The following is a 21021-nucleotide window of genomic DNA, read 5'->3' as shown; positions in this document are numbered from 1 at the left end:
TTATTTCTCTTCACCAGTCCACAGAGGGCAACTCTCCCCCAGATCGCGTGGGTAGGACATTAATTCGCCTGCCGGGAATTTTCCTCACGGTATTCCGTCGGTGTCTTGCCGGTGGCTTTTTTGAACACCTGTGTAAAATAGCGCGGGTCCTGGTAGCCGACTAGCGGCGCAACCTGATAAACCTTAACATTGCTGTTCTGCAAAATATATTTGGCTTTCTCCATCCGGCAGTGTGTAACGAACTCCAGGAAGGTATAACCGGAGATTTGCTTGAACAGCGTACAGAAATGGCTGATGCTCAAATCCGCCACCTCCGCCACCTCTTCTATGCTGAGATCCTTGTGATAGTTGGCTTCTATATACCGCATGGATTTTTCGACCACGCTCCGGCCATCCTCGCGGGTAGCTGACTTATTGCTTCCCAGCATCCACTCACTGAATTCCATTTTCAGTGCCGCGATCATCGCAGAAAGTGTGCCCAGACCGTGCAGCCTGCTCAGCAGCCCCTCCAGCGACCAGTCTGTATGCAGATTGAGGTGCTCAAATTGTCTGTACAGGACGACAATCATTTCAATGATGAGTCTCTCGGCCAGCTCCTGCGGAAGCCCCTGGGCTTCAATGAAAGCTGACATTTCATCAAATAAGGACAGCATCCGTTCCAGATCCACCGTCCGGATACTCTCGATGAGGGCAAGCTCCAGCTCCTTCGGATATTTTACTTCCCGGCTGCCGCCAGCCGCCGTCTCCTCATCGATGAACACTCCCGCCTGACCTGAATAAAACCGCTGGTACAGCGCTTTGCAAGCAAGCGGGTATACCGTGCTTAGCTGGTCAATGCCCCGGGTGATGCGGCTGATGCCTACCGAGCATTCCAGCTTCGAATATTTCCTGATTCCGGAAATCAACTGCTCGCCCAGTTCTTTGCTGACACTGCCAAGACTACCGGGGAAGAGCAGAATCCACTCCCCGTTGTAGAACGGGAACACGGACAGCACGCCGTTCTCCAGCGACCATTCCTCCAGAATGTTCCTTACTGCGAACAGCCAAAGCCGCTTCTCCTCCACGCTCCACTGCGCCGTCAAGGAAGCGTAATTATCGAGCCGGACCACGGCCATGAAATACTCGCCCTCCAGCTCGCTGTTCTCCAGCCACTTCAGATGCTGAAGCGGACGCGGATTGCCGAGTGTGAACTCGGCATACATCCGCTCGCGGGCCAGCATGGACAAGGTCTGCACCGAGAGCATCAGCTGCTCATTCTCCTTCTGGCGCTTGAGCCTGGCTATGGCCCGGGTCAGCATTTCCGTCAATTCATCATGATCGATCGGCTTCAGCAAGTAGTCAAAGGCCCCCTGGCGCAGCGCTTCCCGGGCATACTCAAACTCTCCGTAGCCGCTGATGAAAATAAAGATCAGCTTGCTGCTGCGCGGCAGCACCTCCTTCATCAGCGCGATGCCGTCGATGACCGGCATACGGATATCGCTGATGATAATCTGCGGTGCCGTCTCTTCGATTAGCTGCAGCGCCGCTTCTCCATTCCGCGCTTCCCCCGCAATGGCAAGGCCCAGCTCTTCCCAAGGGATGGCGACCTTCAGGCTCCGCAGAATGATCGGCTCATCATCTACCAGCAGCACTTTGTATTTCTCCTGTGTTGCACCCATCTTAAGACCCCCCAGGCTTATTGAATGGCCGAGCTCCGAATCAATTTCCAATACTGTCTCGATGCAGCCTGCAGCTCCTTCAGCGCCTCATCCCCCTGCAGGCCGCCATCAATCATTTCTTCAATGACACTCAGGAACGTTTTTTTAACCTCCGGTGACAGAAGATTGTCATAAGGCACAAAGCTCTGCTGATTGTTCTCCATCAGCTCCATCACTTGGGCAAAAACCGGCCCTGTTTTATTGGGGTCAAAGGTAATGCGCATGGACGGAATTCTCAGCCCTTCATACACAATCCGCTTCTGTGTCTCCTGGGTATAGAGCGCCTTCATCAGTTCCAGCGCTGCCTCCCGCTTCGCACCTGTCAGGCTGGAGGACAGTCCGATCCCTATCGTATATCCGCCGGCAATGGAGGCTTTCTCACCACCGTCCAGTGCGGGGAACGGGATGACTCCCACCTCGTTCTGAAAATCCGCCGGCGCGTTCTCCCCGGAGAACAGATTAATATCCCAGTTTCCGTTCAAATACATAGCAGCTTTGCCGCTTGTGAACAGGCGGACTGCATTTTCCGTTGAGGTATTATTGGAGTCCGGGCTAAACGCATTCTCATGGACCCATAGACCGAAATGCCGGAAGGCCTGTTTATAATAGCTGTTCCCGAAGCTGGCTCCATCCTTGCCCGTAACCAGCTTCTGAATCAGGTCCGGACCGGCATACCGGTCCATTAAATAATGGGCGAATATCCCTGCGGGCCAGCGGTCTTCATTGCCGAGCGCAAACGGAATGTACCCCTGCAGCTTCAATTGAACGATCGCCGCGTCCAGTTCTGCCAGCGTCCCGGGCACTTTAATGCCCAGCTTATTGAAGACCGTCCGGTTATAATACAGCGGCTCCGCATTACCTTCAATCGGCAATCCGTAGATATGATTGTTAAATGTCCACAGGTGCAGATCCTTGAACTGGTCCTTCAGGCCGTTCTCCTGTGCAAAATCCGTCAGATCCATCAGGCGGTTGGAGCGCACATAAGGTTCAATCTCTGCGCCTCCGAACAGCACGAACATATCCGGGGGCGTGCCGGTGACCATCTCGCTTTTCAGCTTCTGCTCACGGTGTATCGTCTGGTCCAGCCCCTCAAAATTCACTTTTACATTAGGGTGCGCCCCCTGATACTCCTTCACAACCTCCTCAAAAATGGCCAGCAGCGGCCGGTCATGTTCCTTGATCCAGAAATGCCGGAAAGTCAGTGTAATTTTTTCCTGTGAATTATCCTCAATCGGTTCTCTGCCGCCTTGCATAATGTACAGGACCGCCCCGGACATAAGAACAATGTACAGCAGAATCCAGCCCCATTTGGTCAGCCATCTTTGCACCATCTGCTTTTTGGTCATCCCGTCCGCTCCCTTCATGGCAGAATTCTCGGAATACGGATGCAAATCGTTGACCCGAAGCCGGGAGAGGAACAGACCACAATCCCGTAAGGATTGCCGAACCGGATATTCAGACGCTCATGCACATTTTTGAGTCCAACCCCGCTGTCGCTGTATTTTTTCGGATTGGTGCGTTCCTCATTCCATAGACTCATCAAGGTGGCAAGCTCAAAGCCGGGTCCGTTGTCCTTCACGATGATGATCAGATCCTTTCCCGTCTCCTCCGCAGAGATTGTAATCACCCCATGCTCCTCCATCTGTTCAATGGCATGGTACAAAGCGTTCTCAACAATCGGCTGAACAATAAGCTTCTGTGTCATCAGATTTTTGAGCGATGCCGGAAGCTCCAGTGCATAAGAGAACTTGTCTTCAAAACGGAATTTCTGGATATCCAGATAATGGCGGACATGCTCAAATTCCATCTGCAGCGGAATCAGCTCCTGATTCTGGCTGATGCTGATCCGCAGCAGCCTGCCGAGCGAGACGACCATTTTACTGATATCGCGGTTGCCGGCCAGCACAGCCATGGAGTTAATCGATTCCAGTGAATTATAGATAAAATGGGGATTAATCTGCGCCATCAGCGCCTGCATTTCCGCTTCCTTTTTACGGCCCTGCTCGGTCTGGACCTGTTCGATCAGTTCGCTGATCTGTGAGCTCATCCGGTTAAAGCCGTCAATCAGCGAATCGCTTTCATCATCGGCACGGGCCGGTACGTTAATGGGGGTGAAGATGCCCTGTTTGACCCGCTTCATTCCGTTCACCGCACTATTGATGCTGCGCACCAGCCTGCGTATAAAATAATGGTCGAACAAAAAGGCGGAGATGAGCGAAACCGCACCCAGTATAAGCGCAATATTGCGGATCGACACAGACTCTGAAGAAATCAGATTCATCGGTGTAATCGCTGCCAAATACCAGTCTGCATTATGTGAAGGCAGGAAAGTAATCAGTGATTTTTCCCCCTGATAATTGTCAATGTAATAGTCCTGCTCCTGGTTGTAGTTCTCCTGTAAAAAGGGAAAATCCGTCCGCTGTCCGATGTGCTCACCGGATTTGTTAAAGACGATATTCCCCTGCTTGTTCACCAGCAGAATATCCCCTTTCTTCAGCGTTGCGGCTTCCCAGAATATCTGATCCAGCAAATCCGGCTTCACATACACCACCAGATATCCGATATCCTCCAGCGAATAGTAATCCTTAATGATTCTGGCCTGCACCAGCACTGGCTCGCCTGAAGATTCCGAGCCGTTCTCTCCGGGACCGGACCAGACAGGGCGTCCTTCAGCCCTCTCCATCGCCCCATACCAGGTCTGCTGGCGCATATCCGCAAAAGACATGGGCGCATTGTACTGGTACAGCAGACGGTCCTTGCCGTACAGGCTGAACGAGGTGATCATCGGATGGTTGATCAGCAGATTGTTGATCTCCTGCTTGCGGTCATAGGTCAGCACAAAATCCGGCTGCTTCAGCGACTGCTGAATCGCCGGCTGCGTAATGGCCGAATTCGTAATGGATGTAATTTCACTGAGTGCGAACTTCAGCTTGCGGTCCGTTTCCAGAAGCGAGATCCAGTAGAAATTGCTGGATTTCTTCTCCATGGCGTTGGAGAAATTAATATAAGTAACACTGCCCATCACAATGACGGGGATGAACACGAGAAGAATAATAGCGAACAATATTTTGCGGCGGAGCTTCATAATCCTACCCTTCCTCCTGCTGTCCTATGTCCTTATTATTCTTCACGGCAATCCTTATTTCCTGTTAACTCTTGACTGCACCCGAGGTCAGTCCGGCAATGACCCAGCGGCTGAACAGCAGGAATACCACCAGCAGCGGCAGGGTTGCTGTAAAGGTCGCGGACATGATCATTCCATAATCCAAGCCGTCACGTGTAGTGAATAGCTGCTGCAACGCAATCTGAATGGTGAAATGCTCTTTGTTCTTCAGAACGACGAGCGGCCAGAAGAAATCATTCCACACCGTCATAAAGTTCAGAATGCCGAGTGTAGCCATCGCCGGCGTAATGACCGGTATCGCAATATTCCAGAAGATGCGGAAATGGCCCCCGCCGTCGATGCGGCCTGCTTCGATCAGCTCCGTATGTACGGCTGTAGAAATGTACTGGCGCATCCAGAAGATCCCGAACGCGTTAACCATCGCCGGCACGATCAGTGCCTTGAAGCTGTCGATCCAGTGCAGCTTTGCCATAATGACATACGTTGGCAGCACACCGAGCTGCTGCGGTACGAACAATGTGGCAATGACGAAGTAGAACAGCACGTTTTTGAATGGAAATTCATATTTGGCGAATGCATAACCGGCCAGTGTACAGAAGAACACGACCGAGATGGTCACCATAGAGGATACAAACAGGGAGTTGCCCAGCGCCTGGAAGAAATCTGCTTTATCCAGCACACGCTTGAAGTTGTCGATGAACTGGTCCCCGATGGTCAGCAGCGGCGGCACATGGAACACAGCACCTTTATCATTGGTGCCTACAACAAACATCCAGTAAAACGGGAAGATGGACACCAGGGCGCCGAGAATCATCAGCACATAGAACCAGAACTTACCGAAAAGGCCAAGATCGTCCGGATTTTTTTTGTACGTACGCAGTGTGCTCACGCTTTTTTCCCTCCTGTATCTCCGCCCATGCGGCTTGAAGCCAGCATATTAAGCAAGGAGAAAATAATCGTGACGAGGAACAGCAGAACTGCCGTAGCTGCCGCTGTGCCAAAGAACCCGTTGCGGAAAGCTTCACTGTACAGATAGGTAACCATCGTTATCCCTTCCTGCCGTGTAGAGCCGGTTCCGGACTGTCCCAGGAAGACATAAGGCTCGGTGAAGAGCTGAAGAGCGCCAATCGTGGACAGCAACGTAACAAAAACAATAAATGGCCGGAGAAGCGGCATGGTAATGAACGTAAACTGCTGTCTTCGGTTCGCTCCGTCGATGCGGGCAGCTTCATACAGATCCGTCGGAATACTCTGCAGGCCGGAGAGGAATATAATCGCGTTGTAGCCCGTCCAGCGCCACATGACCATTGTGGAAATGGCGATTTTGACGCCCCACCAGCCGGAGTTGAAGGCCACGCTGTCCAGGCCCAGTCCATTCAGCATCCAGTTGATCATCCCGTTATTGCCGAACAGGGTGCTGAATACCAGCGTAACGGCGACGATTGAAGTGATATTCGGCATGAAATAGAGAATACGGAACGTTTTTTTGAATTTGGTCATGCCGGAATGCAGCAGCACGGCCAGCAGCAGCGCCAGAATGATCTGCGGAACGGTTCCCATAAGGCCCATAATGAGCGTGTTGGAGAACGAAATCCAGAAGGTGGGGTCGCTCGTCACCAGATCATAGTTTTTCATACCGACGAACTTCATGGGACCCAAGGCATCCCATTTGAAAAAGGACAAATAAATCGTAAAAAAAATCGGGTACAGTCCAAATATCGAGAACAGAATAAAGAAAGGAGAAATAAAGGTATACGCAGTAATACGGCTCCGTCTTTGTTCAGTCAAAAAAGGGCGTTTGCTCTCGGCATGTGGACTCGCGAGTACGGGCTCAGCCATGTCACACCTCCAGGGAATATAACGTTTTTAAATCCGGACTCATAGAAGGTGCTTCCCTCCTGAGTCCGGACGAGCAATGATAACTCAATTACAAGACTTAGCCGCGTTCTGCCAGAGTTTTCGCCTGCTTCACGGCTTCATCCCACTCTTTGGCCGGGTCCGCTTTCTTTTCCAGCACGTTTTTCAGTGCATTTTTGAAGAAGGTATCGGTCTGGTCATGCAAAGGTCCGTAGTATACAGGTTTTACGCGGTTTGCCGATTTACCGAATTCAACTGCAGTCTGCTGGCCGCCGAAGAAATCATCCTTGAAATCCTTGAATGCAGGATCTTCATAGAGCGCCGGAATAGAAGGCATCAGACCCTTGGTTTTGAACGATTCGAGCTGATTGTCTTTGTTCACGAGCCACTGGATGAAGTCATAAGCTTCCTTAGGATGCTTGCCTTCCTTCGGCAGCGTGATGAAAGATCCGCCCCAGTTGCCTGCGCCTTCAGGAAGCTGGGCAATTTTCCACTTGCCGGAGGTGTCAGGAGCATTGCTCTTGATATTTCCCGCCATCCATGCAGGTCCCATAATAACGGCAAAAGAACCGTCATTCATGCCTTGGCCCCACTCAGGAGACCACAGCATGAAGTTGCTGATCCAGCCTTCCTGAATGCCTTTGACTGTGAAATCATAAGCTTTCTTCACCTGCGGATTGGTGTCGCCGATAAATTTGCCGTCCGCTTTGCTGAAATAAATCTCATCATTGGATTGGTCACGCAGCGCGTTGTAAGTCAGGTCGGTCAGATCGACAAAGGGCTTGCCGATTTTATCCTTATACGCTTTGGCTACTGTGGCGAATTTATCCCAGGTATCGATAGCGGCACCGAAGCCGTCAGGGTCCTCCGGCAGTCCGGCCTTTTTAGCCAGGTCTGTGCGGTAGTACACAACGGTTGGACCAATATCTGTCGGGAGGCCCAGCTGGAAGCTGCCGTCCACGGACGAGGCTTGTTTCCATTTCCAATCCAGATAATTGGCTTGAATATCCTTCGCACCGTAATCATTCAAGTTGTAGAATTTGTCCTGCGCACTCAGGAAACGTTCCATGAAACCGATTTCAAGTTGGAAAATATCAGGCGCTCCCGAACCTGCGGACAACGCTGTCGTCAGGTTGTTGTGATGCGCGGTCTGGTCCCCGGTGTTCTGAATCTTAATCGTAACGTTCGGATGCTCTTTGGTATACGCGTTCGCCAGCTCTTCATAGTTGACGTTGCCCAATGTCCAGAAAGAGAGCTCAATCTTTTCAGCAGGATCTGCTGCCTTGTCTGTAGCCGGAGCATTTGTGCTTGCTGCATTGTTACCGGAATTTTCTTTGGTAGTGTTGTCCTTCCCGGCGTTGTTGCTTCCTCCGCATCCTGCCAGTGAACCTACAAGCAGAACGGCGGCAAGTGACACTGCCAGGTGCTTTGCTTTTCTCATTCCTCTGTACCCCTTTCAAAGGTTTCTCTTACAAGATTTAGTGTACAGCAGGGAATTTGTTTTTTTGAGGAGGCAAACTTCCGATTTATGGTGGAAATACTTATGATTTATTGATTGGTGACCCACTTGCTAATATCATTAACCGAGATCGCAATGCCCGATCATTCTCACTATAGTCCATCAATAAGAACATATTTTATAACAACGGGGGCCGCTGCAAAAAAGATCCCAAGCACTCTAAGAGCTTTTTCAATACACTCCTCCTTTAAAAATGTAATACCCCACCATTGCTGGAGGGGTAAGATGCTTCTGTTACGTTTATTTAGGCTTAGCTGGAACAATGTGTAAATATTATTTCGCAGAATATTCGTCTACACTGAATGTGAGAATTTTATCAAATATTATGTAATCCTTTCGGCTGGTAAATGGGCCTTTGTTGTTGTCGTGCTTATTAATCGCATAGGATGCAGTTCCTGTGCCGCCCTGCTTGTTCTCGTACCAGGCAATGAAGGCATTCACTTCATCCATGCTCAGATCGAATTCTTTTTCAAGACCGGTATTCATCGTCACTACCAGAATTGCGCGGTCACCTGTTGGTTGTTCTGGGGTTGGTGATGGGGTTGGTGATGGGGTTGGTGATGGGGTTGGTGATGGGGTTGGTGATGGGGTTGCTGTTGGTTTTGGTGACGGGGTTGCTGTTGGTGTTGGCTCAATGGTTGGTTCAGGTGTCACTGTTGGCGTAGCTGTGGGTGTCGGTTCTGGTGCTATCGGTGTTGCTGATGCTTCATTGGAATAGTCGGTAGCCACGCCATTGACCATGGCACTAACTACAAAATAATAGGTAGTCCCATTAGTTAATCCAGGAATGACAAAGTTTCCATATTCATCTTTTGTTGCAATTGCTGATTGTGTATATTCACCGGATTCGGTTCCATATTTCACGGTATAACTATCAGCTATTTCTACTGCACTCCAGTTTAAACTAACTTGACTATCTCCAGCAGTCGCTATAAGGTCCTGTATAAATTCTGTTCCTAACGTAACTTCTGCAATTGCAATCCATGTACTTTTATTAGAACTAGCTTCAATTTTGATTCCGCTATAGTTTCCCATTTTTACGTTTATTGGTTCAAGTACTGCATAATCTTTGTTCACATTATTAATCTTTTTTGTAATTGTGTCACTAATTTTTATCCATGTTCCTGATTGATAGCCAGATATCGTATATGAAACAGAAGCGTTACTTGGAGTTGCTACTGAAGCCAATTGAATGAAATTCAAGTCGATTTCTTTTGGAAACAAAATCACTAAGGTATCTGAGAATCCTGCACTATTCCAATATGTATTTATGTCGCCGTCAATAGCTAAATTGGTAGTTCTTCCAGCATTTATTTTCCCTGTTGCAGATACTGTGCTTCCTTCAGGCACTGCCACCCCTTGCATTCCCTCAACCGTTTTTGGAGTTTCAACTCCAGTAGCCGATACCTTCTCTGAGGAAGGTTGAATGGTTAAAACGGATATTAATATAATAAAAATCAAAACTAACTTCCCTAATCCACTCTTCCACTTTCTCAAAAAATCATCTCCTTTATTATGTATGCATCAAGCCTACACTAAATAAAGGCGAACAAACAGTCTGTTTTTCTACAGAAATTTACAATACACTTAAGGGTTATTGAGGAAATATGTGGATTTAAGTCAGGGGAATTGAATTCTAGATCATCGGTAAGGAAAACTTCTCCAAAAGATTAATCGCATAGGATGCAGTTCCTGTGCTGGACTGTTTGTTCTCATACCAAGTAATAAAGCAAATAGGCTGCTATAAACTTCAAGCAGAACTACTTCCAATCCGCATAAAACCCACGGACAGATCTGACTGTCCAGACCTTTTTCTTCAGAGACTCTTTACGGGCTTCATAACATGAGTAAAAGATACTTCCCGCCCGGCTTGAGCCCGGATTTTTTGACTTTGGTTTTTCCCTATCGTTTATCTTTCTCCTTTTAGGGACCCTCCATGGCCTAAGATATCCTCTATAAATTACATAAAAAATTACGTGTGCAGTTATCGGGGATTGACTCAGTGTATACCTTATAACTTTTTTGCACCGATTCTCGACCAGCATAGAGCTGACGAGGCATTTCACGCCCTATGGATTAATCCGCTGCGGACAGGTATACTGATTTTAATTCCCCGCCTGCCCTTATCCATGCATAAGGGCAGGCGGGGAACCCATAAGTTCTTCTAATTTATCAAAGGAGAGTATTTTTATATGCCTATCAACCGCCCTTTGCTGACCGACAGCGATTTCCAGGAAGCCGTTGACCGCAAACTGCCGGTTCGGGTCTTCGAGGATGATCATCTGGTGAATTCCGGGGCAACCGTCATCCGGTTTACCGATTCGGATGTAGTGATCCAATCCCGGGTCAGCGACTTAGCTTATTATTCCCGCAGCACCTGCCAGTTTTACGAGGTCAGACCTTAGTATAGCTTGCCTGTTAGAAAAACCGCACAAAGAAGCCGGACAATCCGACCTTGGGGCGGATGATCCGGCTTCTATCTTTTGCATCATTATAGGCTGCGCTCAAAATGCTTCTGTTATTTCTTCATCCCGCTGTGGGCCTTCAGCTTCTCGTTTAGAATTTCCTGAAAGCTCAGCGTTGTGTCATCGGACCTTTGCGGCTTCGGATCGGTCACGGGCTGAGGTCTGAAATATTGATGGTTGAAAGCCATAAGATTATGTACTGTCATACTCATTGAAGTTCAACCTCCTTGGAATAGGTTTCACCAGATTTGCGTATCTGCGCATCATCTTAACCCTTATATACCCCGTGTTTTCCAATCCTAAACAGTTTTATTTCACATTAATGAAAAAAATAAATAACCCCCAGCCCGCAAAGCGGTCCGGAGGCTAATCAACGGCAATTAACTGTATAAGCAGCTCCTCATTCTTCTTCAATCTTTCAGGATTTCAGCGCTGACCAGGAGACATCATTCAGATGCTCCAGCTCATCCTTCTCAAGCCGGAAGCCTAAGGCTCCGATATTCTCCTGTGCGTGACGGACTTTGGAAGCTCCCGGGATGGCGACTACCGTCTCCCCGTTATAATGAATAAGCCAGTTCAGCGCAATCTGGCCAGGAGTAGCCCCATACTTATCCGCAAGCACTGTCAAGCTGTCGATTAATGGCTTGCTGCGGGCCAGACTTTTGTCGTCCAGTCCGGATTGTATCCGCCGCACCCGGGAAACAGCCCGGATCTGCGCAGGGTCCTTGTGGAAGCGTCCGGTCAGAATCCCCTGCTGCAGTGGGGAATAGGCAATAATCGAGATGCCCAGCGCTTTCGCAGCTTCCATAGTTCCATTCCGGTCGATTTTCCGGTCCAACAGGTTGTATTTCACCTGGTTGGACACAAGATTCAGGCCATATTGCCGGAGCAGGTGATGTGCTTCAGTCATTTGCTTCGCCGAGTAGTTGCTGACCCCTACATTCCGGATCTTGCCCGCTTGCACAAGTCCAGCCATCGCCTTCATCTCACTGGCAATCGTGGACAGGGAAAAGGGCTGATGGATCTGATACAAATCGATATCCCGGCCGCCAAGGCAACGGATCCGCTCATCAATCGTAGAGGTAATGGAATTAGCTGTGCGGAATAACGGCCACCATTTGGTGGCAATCAGGGGAGTGGCGTAAGGACGGCCCTCCCTCTTTAGCTGGTCCAGCACGTAAGCAAGCGCCTCCTCCGATTTCCCGCCACCGTAAATCTCCGCAGTATCGACCCAGTTCATTCCCCCTTCCAGACTTACACGTACGATTTCCAGAATATCCGCATCTTCGAGATTGCCCCAATATTTCCCGACAATGCCTTTACCCCGGCTGAATTGCCAGCAGCCAAGTCCCAGCGGAGACACGGATAATGTTGATTGCCCCAAGGGTCGCAAGCCGGCAGCTGCCATTGCTGATTCCATGAATCATCCTTCTCTCGCAGATAGAATACAATTCAGATATGCAGGCCATATACCAGAGTTTCTGATCCGGCGCTGCAGTTGTACCCCCAGCTTAAATCCTGGCCGCCAGACTGTCAATTCAGCGATCCACGCCGGATTCGCTCCTTGGAATCGGCTTTGGGCGTATGGATTCGGCGAACTTTCACTTTGGAGAACCAAAAAATAACAACCGGAAATATAGGCTGTTATGGTATAATTACCCTGCTCTCACACCAATATAGGATTTGAGTTCGGAAAGACAAGTAACGGAGGGAAATCATGTTAAAATTTTTCGGGTTCTTGCTGCTGTACCGCCTGGTGGGCAATCCTTTTCTGGCCTTAATTATTCTGCTGGTTATCCTGTATTTTCTGGACCGCCGATATGTTGGCATACTTCCCAGCTTCACCAAGCCATTCCGCCGGAGCCGGCAGATTTCCAAGCTGCGGACCACGATTTCACTGAATCCAAATGATGTATCGGCCAAATTCGATCTGGCCAGACTGCTGATTGAGCGCAAGCGTTACAGTGAATCCAAAGAGCTGCTGGAACAAATCGCCGACCGCTATGAGCAGTCTGCCGAATACTGGGTGGAGCTGGGTTATGCGAATCTGAAGCTGGGGCATCTGCCTGAAGGCGAGGCACAGATGCTGCAGGGGCTGGAGATCAACCGCAAGGCCCAATACGGGCAACCCTACCTCCGTCTCGCAGAAGTATTCCGCAATATTGACCACAACAAAGCCTTGCAATATGTAACCCAGTTCCAGGAGATTCAATCCTCTTCCAGTGAAGCGTATTATCTCGCAGGTTCCATGTACAAGGCGCTGGGGAGAAAAGAGGATGCCAAACGGGCTTTTAACGAATCGACTGCCGTTTACCGTTCACTGCCCAAGTATAAGAAGCGCCAGGAACGCGGCTGGGCGCTGCGCAGCTACTTCGCTAAGATGCGATAGACCTTCTGCTACATACTCTATAAACCAAAAGAACCTCCGGCCAGCACGGGTAAGTGCACCGGAGGTTTTTAGGTTATTGTACGGGTATAGTCATTTCCAGCTCAGGAATATATAACTTACTGCTGTCCTGCGTCCAAATATAAGGTTTAATTACCACTGATTTTGGCATAGCAGCAAAAGGCTCATAGCTGCTGCTGCTGGATAAGGCATTTCCTTGTCCGTTGCCGTTACCGCCAATCATGGTTGCCGTCTGCCCCTGATCATTCTGCAAGTCAAATAACAGATTCAGGCTTCCGTAAATCTTATATTTATCCGGAATCGCCTCCTGAAGCGCTTTAATATCTTGGCCAGGCGCCCCCTTAACCTCGGTGATCAGCCGGATCGTCGTCTGGCTGATCTCCAGCCGCTTAATGTGCAGATTGATATGATCAAAGGTTTTGGCTGCCTCAGGTCTGAGTACAATACTTTCGAGCGTTTTCTTTTTCACCGGGAGTTCAAAGCTGAACGTTTGCCCAATATCAGGAATGAATACGACCATTTTGAAGTTAAACGCTTCGGGTACATGGAGATTTGGTGATTCCAATGCCGTGACGATTACGGATTCTGGTGATGCTGTACCCCCGGGGGCCATCCCCCAGGCAGTATTTGCCAATTCTCCGTTGATGTAAAAATCAATATTGTTCGCCGGCCCTAATTGCATATCCCGGGTGTTCCACCACTCGTAAAACGATGGATTCCCGCCGTCCGATTCTTTTTTGGTCAATACCAGAGACAAGCGGCTGCCGTCATACATCAGCTCAGAGATGCTAAGCGTCAAATCTCCATGTGTCACGCTTTGCTGTACACCCGAAGTAACACCTGTAATACTCGCTTGCTTCAAGCCTGAATCTCCAGCCAGTTGGAACACGCTTTTCATAAACGGCAGCTGTTTCAGCGTTTCGGCCATAGCTGGAGAGATAAAGCCCAGGCCGATCGTTAGCAACACTGCAACCGCCGCACAAGCCGCTGTAATCAGCAGCCGCTGCCACCAGCTTCTCCGTCTTCTGCCGGGTGTAACCTTTTCCCCGCTTCCCTTTAACTCCTGGTAGACGCTATTCATACGTGATCTGACAAGTTCCGGCACCTCTTCAGCCTTATCCCCCCTTAAGCCATCCAGTTCTTGATCCAATTGCTTCGGATTCATCCGTTCATCTCCCTTTCTACGGGGTCCGCCAGCCATTCATACAATGTTTTTCTTGCCCGGTGCAGCCTTGTTTTCACAGCGCCTTCGGACATTTCCAGCAAATCTGCGATGTGCTGCAGCGGAAAGCCCTGATAATAATGCAAAATCACAAGGGTGCGCGGAATTTCCTCCAGCTGATGTACAGCTGTGCGAAGATCCATCCGCTCCGCCATAGATAGCCGTTCATCCGGCGTGACAGGTGTTTCGGCGATCGTCACGGTCTGAACCCGTCTGCGCAAAATCATATTGCACTCATTAATCAGAATGCGAAAGAGCCATGTTCTGAAAAACTCAGGCTGCTTCAAGGTGGAAATCGCTTTAAAAGCCTTCAATGTGGATTCCTGCATCGCATCCGCGCAGTCCTCATCTTTCCTCACAATGGATTTCGCCATCTGATACATCTGTAGTTCCATCTCCTGAATAAGCTCAATAAACGCTTCATTGTCCCCTTTCTGCGCGCGTCTTACCCGCTTCTCAAGCCTGTTATCCAAAGGCCAGCCTCCTGTCCAGCAGAATTCTGCAGTGTTCCTCTTCCGTCATGACTGCTAATTAGATGCACAGACCCTTAATAAGGTTACATTCAGGTTAGCACAGTTACCCCCTCAAGAACTCCCCGGGGAAAACACGAAAAGCAAGCTCCCGGCGCGGAGCTTGCTTAACGCTATGCCTTTTCGGCGCAGATTACATATCCAGTGTTTTCGGTGTGTCAGCAGAGGCTGAACCGCTGAACGGCCACCAGTTCGCCCGGCCGAACATCCGCACCATTACCGGCACGAAGAACGGCAGGAACACCAGCGCGTACAGCGCCAGACCTGATAGTACGACCGTAGCGATCTGCATCATCGACAGTACCCCGGACGGATACATCGAGGCGAATGTTCCGCCCAGAATGACTACAGCTGACAGAATTACCGTCCCCATGTTCCGCATGGCGTGCAGGATCGCTTCACGCACATCCCAGGTTTTGTTCTCATTGAATCGGTCCATGAGGAAAATGCTGTAGTCGACCCCGAGTGCAATCAGCATCACAAAGCTGAAGAATGGCGTCGTCCAGGTGATTCCTGAATAATCCAGCACATGCACGAAGATGGCCTCGGTGACTCCCAGTGCTGTAAAATAAGTGATCAGCAGCGAAACAATCAGATACAACGGCATAATAATCGAGCGCAGCAGCACGACCAGGATGATGAAGATACCGCCCAGCATCAGTACTACTGTCCGCGTATAATCCTCATTGGATATTTTCTGCAGGTCGCTGTAGGTGCTGCTCACTCCGCTAATGGCTGTTTCTGCATTCTCCAGCTTCGTGCCTTTCACGGCACGGTCTACCGCTGCCTGGATATCCCCCATGCTGTCGATTGCCTTAGCGCTGTATGGATTGGCAGCGTATACCACATCCAGAGTCATCACTTTGCGGTCAGAGGACAGATAATTATCAAATACCTGCTGAATGCCGCCCTCTTTCAGCGCCTCCTCCGGCACCAGGAACCCGCTCAGCTCATCATCCTTGGCATCCTGAATCTGTTTGAGGTAATCCTGTGCAGAATTTAGCCCGCCTGTGATCTGCTTCAAGCCGTCGGCACTGTCGCTAAGACCATCCGTCAACTTGCCGATTTGTCCGGTAAGCTGTCCGAAACCGTCTGCCAGCTGCTGCTGCCCTCCCTGTAGCTGATTCAGACCGCTGGAAATCGAAGGTATCTTATCTACAATCTGTCCTTGTCCGGCTGCCGCCTGATTCAATCCCGACTGCAGCTGCCCGATGCCGGCCACCAGCTTGTCGAGGCCCTGCGCCAATGCTGTCTGGCCCGCTGCCGCTTTGGCATAACCGGCATTGGCTTCGTTAAGGCCCGCTGCGGCACCTTTCAGCTGCCCGGAAATCTGGCCCAGTCCGCCAGCCAGCTTTGCCGCCCCCGTTCCGCTCTGTGTTACGGTGCCCTTAATCGTCTGGTAGTTCACATCCTGCAGAAGATCAGGATGTGCATTCTCAAGGCCGGTAAAAGATGCATCCAGACCGGCCAGCGCTGAGGCCACCCCTTGAAGCTGGGTTTGAAGCTGCCCAAGCCCGCCATTCAGCGCAGTCAGACCTGCACCGATTTTCTGGTAGCCTGCCAGCAGTGCTGCATTGGCATCGGCCAGCTGCTTGGCGCTGGCCGCCGCCTGGGCCAGCCCTGCTTTGATCTCACCGGCTCCTGAGGAGCCGCTTTTGATGCCGCGCTCGATGCGCGACAGGCCGTCGCCCAGCGCATCGATGCCTTTTTTCAGCTCAGCCGTGCCTTCTGTCAGCTTCGCGCTGCCCGATACGGCTTCATTCAGCTTAGGCTCGTTTCCTTTCAGCTGCTTGCTGGCTTCCTCAAGACCTGACTGGATCTTGGTCAGCCCTTCATTGCTCTGGCTGAGGCCGTCGGTGAGCGCAGCCACTTGAGTCGGGATCAGGAAGTCATTGATTTGCTCCCCGGTTGGGCGGGACATGCTGCGGACCGCTTTGACGCCATCCACCTTCTCCAGCTCACGGCTGATCTTTTCCGCTAATCCCATGTATTCGGAGGTATCCATGCGGTCATCATTTTTGATCACAATCTTGCCGGGCATGGACTCACCCGGACCGAAGCTGTCAGAGATAATGTTGAAGCCTTTGACCGAGGCATAGCCGGGTCCAATTTCATCCATGCTGTTGAAGCTCAGCTTGCCGCTGTAGGTCAGCAGGAAAGGAACCACCACCACCGCCACAATCAGCAGCGCCGCCCAGGGTCTTTTTAGAGAAAAAGAACCCGCTGCGCCCCAAATCCCGCTCTCACTGTGCTCCAGCTTGCTGCTTGACGGCCAGAACAGCTTTTTGCCCAGCACCGCCATGAAGAATGGAACTACGGTCACAAGCGCCAGCAGCATTACGGCAATCCCTACCGCCACCGCCACCGCAGAACGGTAGAGCATGAACTTGGACAACCCGATGGCCAGGAAACCGACAAATACGGCAAGCCCTGAATAGAATACCGTACCTCCCGCCTTGCGGTAAGTAGATATAATAGCACTACGGGTGTCCTCCGCAGTGGCCAGTTCTTCCTTGAACCGGCTGATCAGCAAAATGCAGTAATCCGTCCCGATCCCGAACATTACGGCGACCATAAAGATCTGCGTAAAGGTCGATAAGGGGAAATCAAACCGGTCCACCAGGAAGGCCACTATAGACTGCGATACAATATAGCTCAGTCCCACGGTCAACAGCGGCACAAACGGTGCGACGAAGGACCGGAACACAACGAACAAAATCAGCAAAATGAAGATAACGGTAATGTATTCCGATTTCTTCAGCCCGGCTTCCGAACTGACAATGGTATCCTCGGTAATAAGCCCCTCACTGGTCAAATAATGATCTGCACTAACGCCGCTAAGCAGCTTATCCACCTGGTCCGGCAATTGTTTGACAGCTTCTTCCCCGCCGTTCACCATCAGTGCGACCATGATCGTTTTGCCGTCCTTGGCGATAAGAGTGTCCTTCAATTCCGCCTGGGAAAAAGGATCGGTGATCGAGTCAATTTTGAGCGCCTCCTTCTCCGCCGCAAGCTTCTCGACCCCTTGTTTAATGCTCTCTGTATCTTCAGCGGCAAGCCCATCCGGCTTGTTAAAAACTAACGCGACTTGATGCAGCGTCTCCCCGCCCTTAGCGTCGGCAACCTCCTTCATGATTTCAGCAGCCCTGGTAGAAGTATAGCCGTCCGGAACGGAGATCTGCCCCTTCTCACGCACCAGATCAGACATGCCCGGAGCAGTCATAAATAACACAACCGCCGCGGCAAGCCATACGGCTATAATGGCCCATCTTGCTTTAAGTACAGTCTTCAATTGTTTCTCCCCCCTGTCTCCTGCATTAATAAGGCCAGCTTCTCAAACATCGTGATGAATTTCTCGATATCCTGCTCCTCAAAGTGGGAGAAATAAGGAGAAATAACCTCCTGTACCTGCTTCTCCGCCGCATGATAGGTGCTTTTGCCCTTCTCAGTCAGCGACAAATAGACTTGCCGGCGGTCGTTCTCATCCCGGGTCCGCTCAATAAACCCGGCCTCCGCCAGCCTATTGATAATCGCAGTAATGGAGCTTTTCCCCACTGCAACTGCCTCCGCTAAAAAAGTGGAGGTACAAGGCTCCTGGCTGTTGATCAGCCGCATAATCAGAAATTGATCATTGGTCAGGCATTCAGCCATGTTGTCTTTGATCTGCGCATTAATCTGCCGGGTTACCCCCATATAAGCATCTATGTAGCGGTCAATCCAATGCTGTGGCTCTCCTTTCATAGTCCCTCACCTCCCCGCATTGAATAATAGTTCGTCTCTTGAATAGTTTCACAGTAAAACTATATGAGCTGCTGCCCAAAAAGTCAATCCGTTTTCAGCATCGGATCAGTAGGACAAACCAATATCACGACAACAACTCCCGCAAAAGAGTTACAAGAGTAAACACCTAATGTGTGAGAACCACTCACCTGAGGTCAAAAGGCACTTTTACCTCTCATTCCGCTCATCAGCCCGCTTGCGCCAGATTCAAAAGCACTTTTACCTCTTAATTCACACCGTAGCCCACTTTTGGACAAATCAAGGGTACTTTTACCTCTCATTCCCCCCTTTTACCCGTTTGCTTCAAATTCAAAGGCATTTTTACCTCTCATTTCCTTCAGCTGCCCGCTTTTGGACAAATCAAGGGTACTTTTACCTCTCATTCCTCCCTTTTACCCGTTTGCTCCAAATTCAAAGGCATTTTTACCTCTCATTCCAACGTACAGTGGAGCTCCTTGCTTAACTATCATCCAGCTTTCAGGATCCGCTTTTTTTTACATTGTATTGTTTCCATCAATAAAAACATACCAGCCTTCAGCGCCTCCACAAAGGCATTTCTGCCGTTATTTCCGGTCTGCATTCGACCTTTAGTCGAATCAGACAAAAAAAGCCACCCCGCATTATAGCAATGCGAAATGGCTTGTACCTGATGCTGCCGCTGCGCTCTAAGCACATTCACACAGTGTTCTTTAATCCTCATCCTCGTCTTCTTCAACCTCATAGACACAGCGGAACATTTCAATACCGGCCGGACTCTCCCCAAGGCTGTAAACCATAAAGCCCAGGTTCCGGTAAAAATCTGCGGCAATCTCGTCTTCCGTCTCCGCCAGCAGATACCGCGGGTTGCGGGCGGCCAGCAGCTCCAGAATGATCCCCCGCGCATAGCCTTTGCCCCTGTTCTCCGGGAGCACAGCGATGTGGCGGATTTCCAGCGAGCCATCTTCGGTTTCCTCAAAACCCACCAGTCCTATGAGCAAACCTTCCTCTTCCCATCCAAAAAGCTGCAGCGCTGCCTTGCTGCCATACTCCACCGAAGTGCGCCACAGCGCATCCGGCTCATCGATGACGGCGTAAGCCAGCAGCTCCTTCACTTCATCCGTATCCGTACGCTGTTTCAAATCTACCAGCATTTGCAGACTTGCTCCTCTCCATAATTCCGCTATATCCTCATTTTGAAACTCAACACTCCGGCTTACCTTTTACCTTTTAAAAACACGCTCCAAAGCAGGATGTACCCGCACAAAACGCCCGCCAGATTAAGCAGCAAATCGTCAATGTCAAAGCTGCCGACCCGAAGCAGCATCTGCATCGTCTCCAGCAACAGTATGCCCAAAGCCGAGACGAAGAGCAGTGCAAGCACAGAGCGCAGGCTTTTCCTTAATAAAGGCAGCAGAACACCAAATGGCACAAAGACAATAACATTGCCCAGCAGATTAATTAGCCTTCGAGGGAAAGAAACTCCGTTATCCAGATCAAAGTACAGTTTGATGGTTCGCAGCGGCTCCAGGTTGTAGCGGAAAGGCCCGTCCGTGTGTACCGACCGTCCAAACCCGATAAACATCCAGTACACCAGTGCGGCACTATACGCGATTAGCAGGATCAGCAGCATTGCCCTGCCTAATCTTCCCGGCTGCGCCGGTGTATGCCTCTTTCCGCTTCTCGGGCGGGGGTTCCCCTGCTTCTGCCTGTTACTCGCCGTGTTCACGCTCAATAATTTCAATGCTGCCATCCTGTTTGCCGATAATCGCCAGAGCAGCAATGCCAATGAACAGCCCGTGTTCAACCACACCGGTGATGTTCTGCAAGGACGCCGCGAGTTCAGATGCTGAAGCAATCGTTCCGAACCGGCAGTCCGCAATGTAATTGCCATTGTCGGTCTTGTACAGCCCGTCCCCGCTGCGCCGCAGCTCCACTGTGCAGCCCAGCTTGGCCAGATCAGCGACGGTCCATTCCCAGGCAAAAGGAACAATCTCGACCGGGAGCGGAAATTGCCCGAGCATACCGACAGCCTTGCTCTCGTCCGCCACCACGATCATCCGCTTGCTGCCCCGGGCGACGATCTTCTCACGCAGCAGCGCCCCGCCGCCGCCTTTGATCAGCTCCAGGTCGTGATTCAGCTCATCGGCCCCGTCAATGGTCAGATCAAGACCATCAATATCACCGAAACTGACCAGAGGGATACCCAGCTCGCGGGCCTGCTCTTCCGAGGCTACAGAAGTTGCGACAGCGGTGATCTTCAGCCCTTCTTGTACGCGTTCACCCAGCTTGCGGATGGCCCAGTATGCTGTAGAACCGGTACCCAGCCCCACCTTCATCCCGTCGACCACATATTCCACTGCCTTTTCTGCTGCGAGCTGCTTCACATTGATGCTCATTTTTATTACCCCCATCTATCCGTTATAATGTCTCATAGTACTATT

The 21021-nt window shown here is 50.5% G+C and carries 19 protein-coding genes; 2 read left to right on the top strand and 17 right to left on the bottom strand.

Annotation, left to right across the window (positions count from 1 at the left end):
• Window positions 1-59: 59 nt before the first annotated feature.
• The 7 genes from PRIO_RS14925 to PRIO_RS36770 all read right to left on the bottom strand — a co-directional run bounded on the left by PRIO_RS14925 (window position 60) and on the right by PRIO_RS36770 (window position 9694).
• Window positions 60-1658: a response regulator gene (locus PRIO_RS14925; protein WP_046503205.1), complete on the bottom strand. Its 1599-nt coding sequence runs from the start codon at window positions 1656-1658 to the stop codon at window positions 60-62.
• 17 nt (window positions 1659-1675) lie between these two features.
• Complete coding sequence (locus tag PRIO_RS14920; protein ID WP_020433998.1) at window positions 1676-3043, bottom strand: ABC transporter substrate-binding protein; 1368 nt, start codon at window positions 3041-3043, stop codon at window positions 1676-1678.
• Window positions 3044-3057: 14 nt separating this feature from the next.
• Window positions 3058-4782 carry a sensor histidine kinase gene (locus PRIO_RS14915; RefSeq protein ID WP_020433999.1) on the bottom strand — a complete coding sequence of 575 codons (1725 nt, stop codon included), beginning with the start codon at window positions 4780-4782 and terminating at the stop codon, window positions 3058-3060.
• A 64-nt stretch (window positions 4783-4846) separates the two neighbouring features.
• Entirely contained in the window at window positions 4847-5635 is a 789-nt protein-coding gene (locus PRIO_RS14910) for a carbohydrate ABC transporter permease (protein WP_407944495.1), read from the bottom strand.
• A gap of 71 nt (window positions 5636-5706) precedes the next feature.
• Window positions 5707-6660 carry a carbohydrate ABC transporter permease gene (locus tag PRIO_RS14905; protein ID WP_039839238.1) on the bottom strand — a complete coding sequence of 318 codons (954 nt, stop codon included), beginning with the start codon at window positions 6658-6660 and terminating at the stop codon, window positions 5707-5709.
• 97 nt (window positions 6661-6757) lie between these two features.
• On the bottom strand, window positions 6758-8119 hold the full coding sequence (locus PRIO_RS14900) for an ABC transporter substrate-binding protein (RefSeq protein WP_020434002.1): 1362 nt from the start codon (window positions 8117-8119) through the stop codon (window positions 6758-6760).
• 351 nt (window positions 8120-8470) lie between these two features.
• Entirely contained in the window at window positions 8471-9694 is a 1224-nt protein-coding gene (locus PRIO_RS36770; protein ID WP_231869900.1) for a fibronectin type III domain-containing protein, read from the bottom strand.
• Window positions 9695-10389: 695 nt separating this feature from the next.
• On the opposite strand from PRIO_RS36770, the gene PRIO_RS14890 reads away from it, so the two are divergent.
• Complete coding sequence (locus tag PRIO_RS14890; protein ID WP_020431845.1) at window positions 10390-10602, top strand: hypothetical protein; 213 nt, start codon at window positions 10390-10392, stop codon at window positions 10600-10602.
• 113 nt (window positions 10603-10715) lie between these two features.
• On the opposite strand, the gene PRIO_RS36075 is transcribed toward PRIO_RS14890, so the two are convergent.
• Together PRIO_RS36075 and PRIO_RS14885 are read right to left on the bottom strand one after the other, a co-directional pair.
• Complete coding sequence (locus tag PRIO_RS36075) at window positions 10716-10874, bottom strand: hypothetical protein (RefSeq protein WP_020431843.1); 159 nt, start codon at window positions 10872-10874, stop codon at window positions 10716-10718.
• A 206-nt stretch (window positions 10875-11080) separates the two neighbouring features.
• Complete coding sequence (locus tag PRIO_RS14885) at window positions 11081-12082, bottom strand: aldo/keto reductase (RefSeq protein WP_020431841.1); 1002 nt, start codon at window positions 12080-12082, stop codon at window positions 11081-11083.
• 297 nt (window positions 12083-12379) lie between these two features.
• Here PRIO_RS14885 and PRIO_RS14880 point away from each other — a divergent pair, with 297 nt between their 5' ends.
• A complete protein-coding gene (locus PRIO_RS14880; protein WP_046503193.1) occupies window positions 12380-13051 on the top strand; it encodes a tetratricopeptide repeat protein in 672 nt (223 codons plus the stop codon).
• A gap of 73 nt (window positions 13052-13124) precedes the next feature.
• Here PRIO_RS14880 and PRIO_RS14875 read toward each other — a convergent pair whose 3' ends face one another.
• From PRIO_RS14875 to rpiA, 8 genes are all read right to left on the bottom strand, one after another.
• Window positions 13125-14234, bottom strand: coding sequence for a DUF4179 domain-containing protein (locus PRIO_RS14875; RefSeq protein WP_046503189.1), 1110 nt, complete (start codon window positions 14232-14234; stop codon window positions 13125-13127).
• The gene (locus tag PRIO_RS14870; protein ID WP_046503185.1) at window positions 14231-14764 is read right to left on the bottom strand and encodes a sigma-70 family RNA polymerase sigma factor; all 534 of its coding nucleotides are present in this window, start codon (window positions 14762-14764) and stop codon (window positions 14231-14233) included. The genes PRIO_RS14875 and PRIO_RS14870 overlap by 4 nt, the downstream gene beginning before the upstream one ends.
• A gap of 190 nt (window positions 14765-14954) precedes the next feature.
• The gene (locus PRIO_RS14865; RefSeq protein WP_046503181.1) at window positions 14955-18113 is read right to left on the bottom strand and encodes an MMPL family transporter; all 3159 of its coding nucleotides are present in this window, start codon (window positions 18111-18113) and stop codon (window positions 14955-14957) included.
• Window positions 18110-18562 carry a MarR family winged helix-turn-helix transcriptional regulator gene (locus PRIO_RS14860; protein ID WP_020431831.1) on the bottom strand — a complete coding sequence of 151 codons (453 nt, stop codon included), beginning with the start codon at window positions 18560-18562 and terminating at the stop codon, window positions 18110-18112. The genes PRIO_RS14865 and PRIO_RS14860 overlap by 4 nt, the downstream gene beginning before the upstream one ends.
• A gap of 505 nt (window positions 18563-19067) precedes the next feature.
• On the bottom strand, window positions 19068-19274 hold the full coding sequence (locus tag PRIO_RS36070; protein ID WP_231869899.1) for a hypothetical protein: 207 nt from the start codon (window positions 19272-19274) through the stop codon (window positions 19068-19070).
• Window positions 19275-19290: 16 nt separating this feature from the next.
• Complete coding sequence (locus PRIO_RS14850) at window positions 19291-19731, bottom strand: GNAT family N-acetyltransferase (protein ID WP_020431828.1); 441 nt, start codon at window positions 19729-19731, stop codon at window positions 19291-19293.
• Between the two features lie 62 nt (window positions 19732-19793).
• Window positions 19794-20306: a VanZ family protein gene (locus PRIO_RS14845; RefSeq protein ID WP_231869898.1), complete on the bottom strand. Its 513-nt coding sequence runs from the start codon at window positions 20304-20306 to the stop codon at window positions 19794-19796.
• A complete protein-coding gene (gene rpiA, locus PRIO_RS14840) occupies window positions 20290-20976 on the bottom strand; it encodes a ribose-5-phosphate isomerase RpiA (RefSeq protein ID WP_046503177.1) in 687 nt (228 codons plus the stop codon). The genes PRIO_RS14845 and rpiA overlap by 17 nt, the downstream gene beginning before the upstream one ends.
• Window positions 20977-21021 lie beyond the last annotated feature (45 nt).

Source organism: Paenibacillus riograndensis SBR5 (assembly GCF_000981585.1).
GTDB classification, from domain to species: Bacteria; Bacillota; Bacilli; order Paenibacillales; family Paenibacillaceae; genus Paenibacillus_AQ; species Paenibacillus_AQ riograndensis.
Note: the sequence above shows the minus strand (reverse complement) of the source record. Positions and strands in the feature narration are given on the sequence as shown.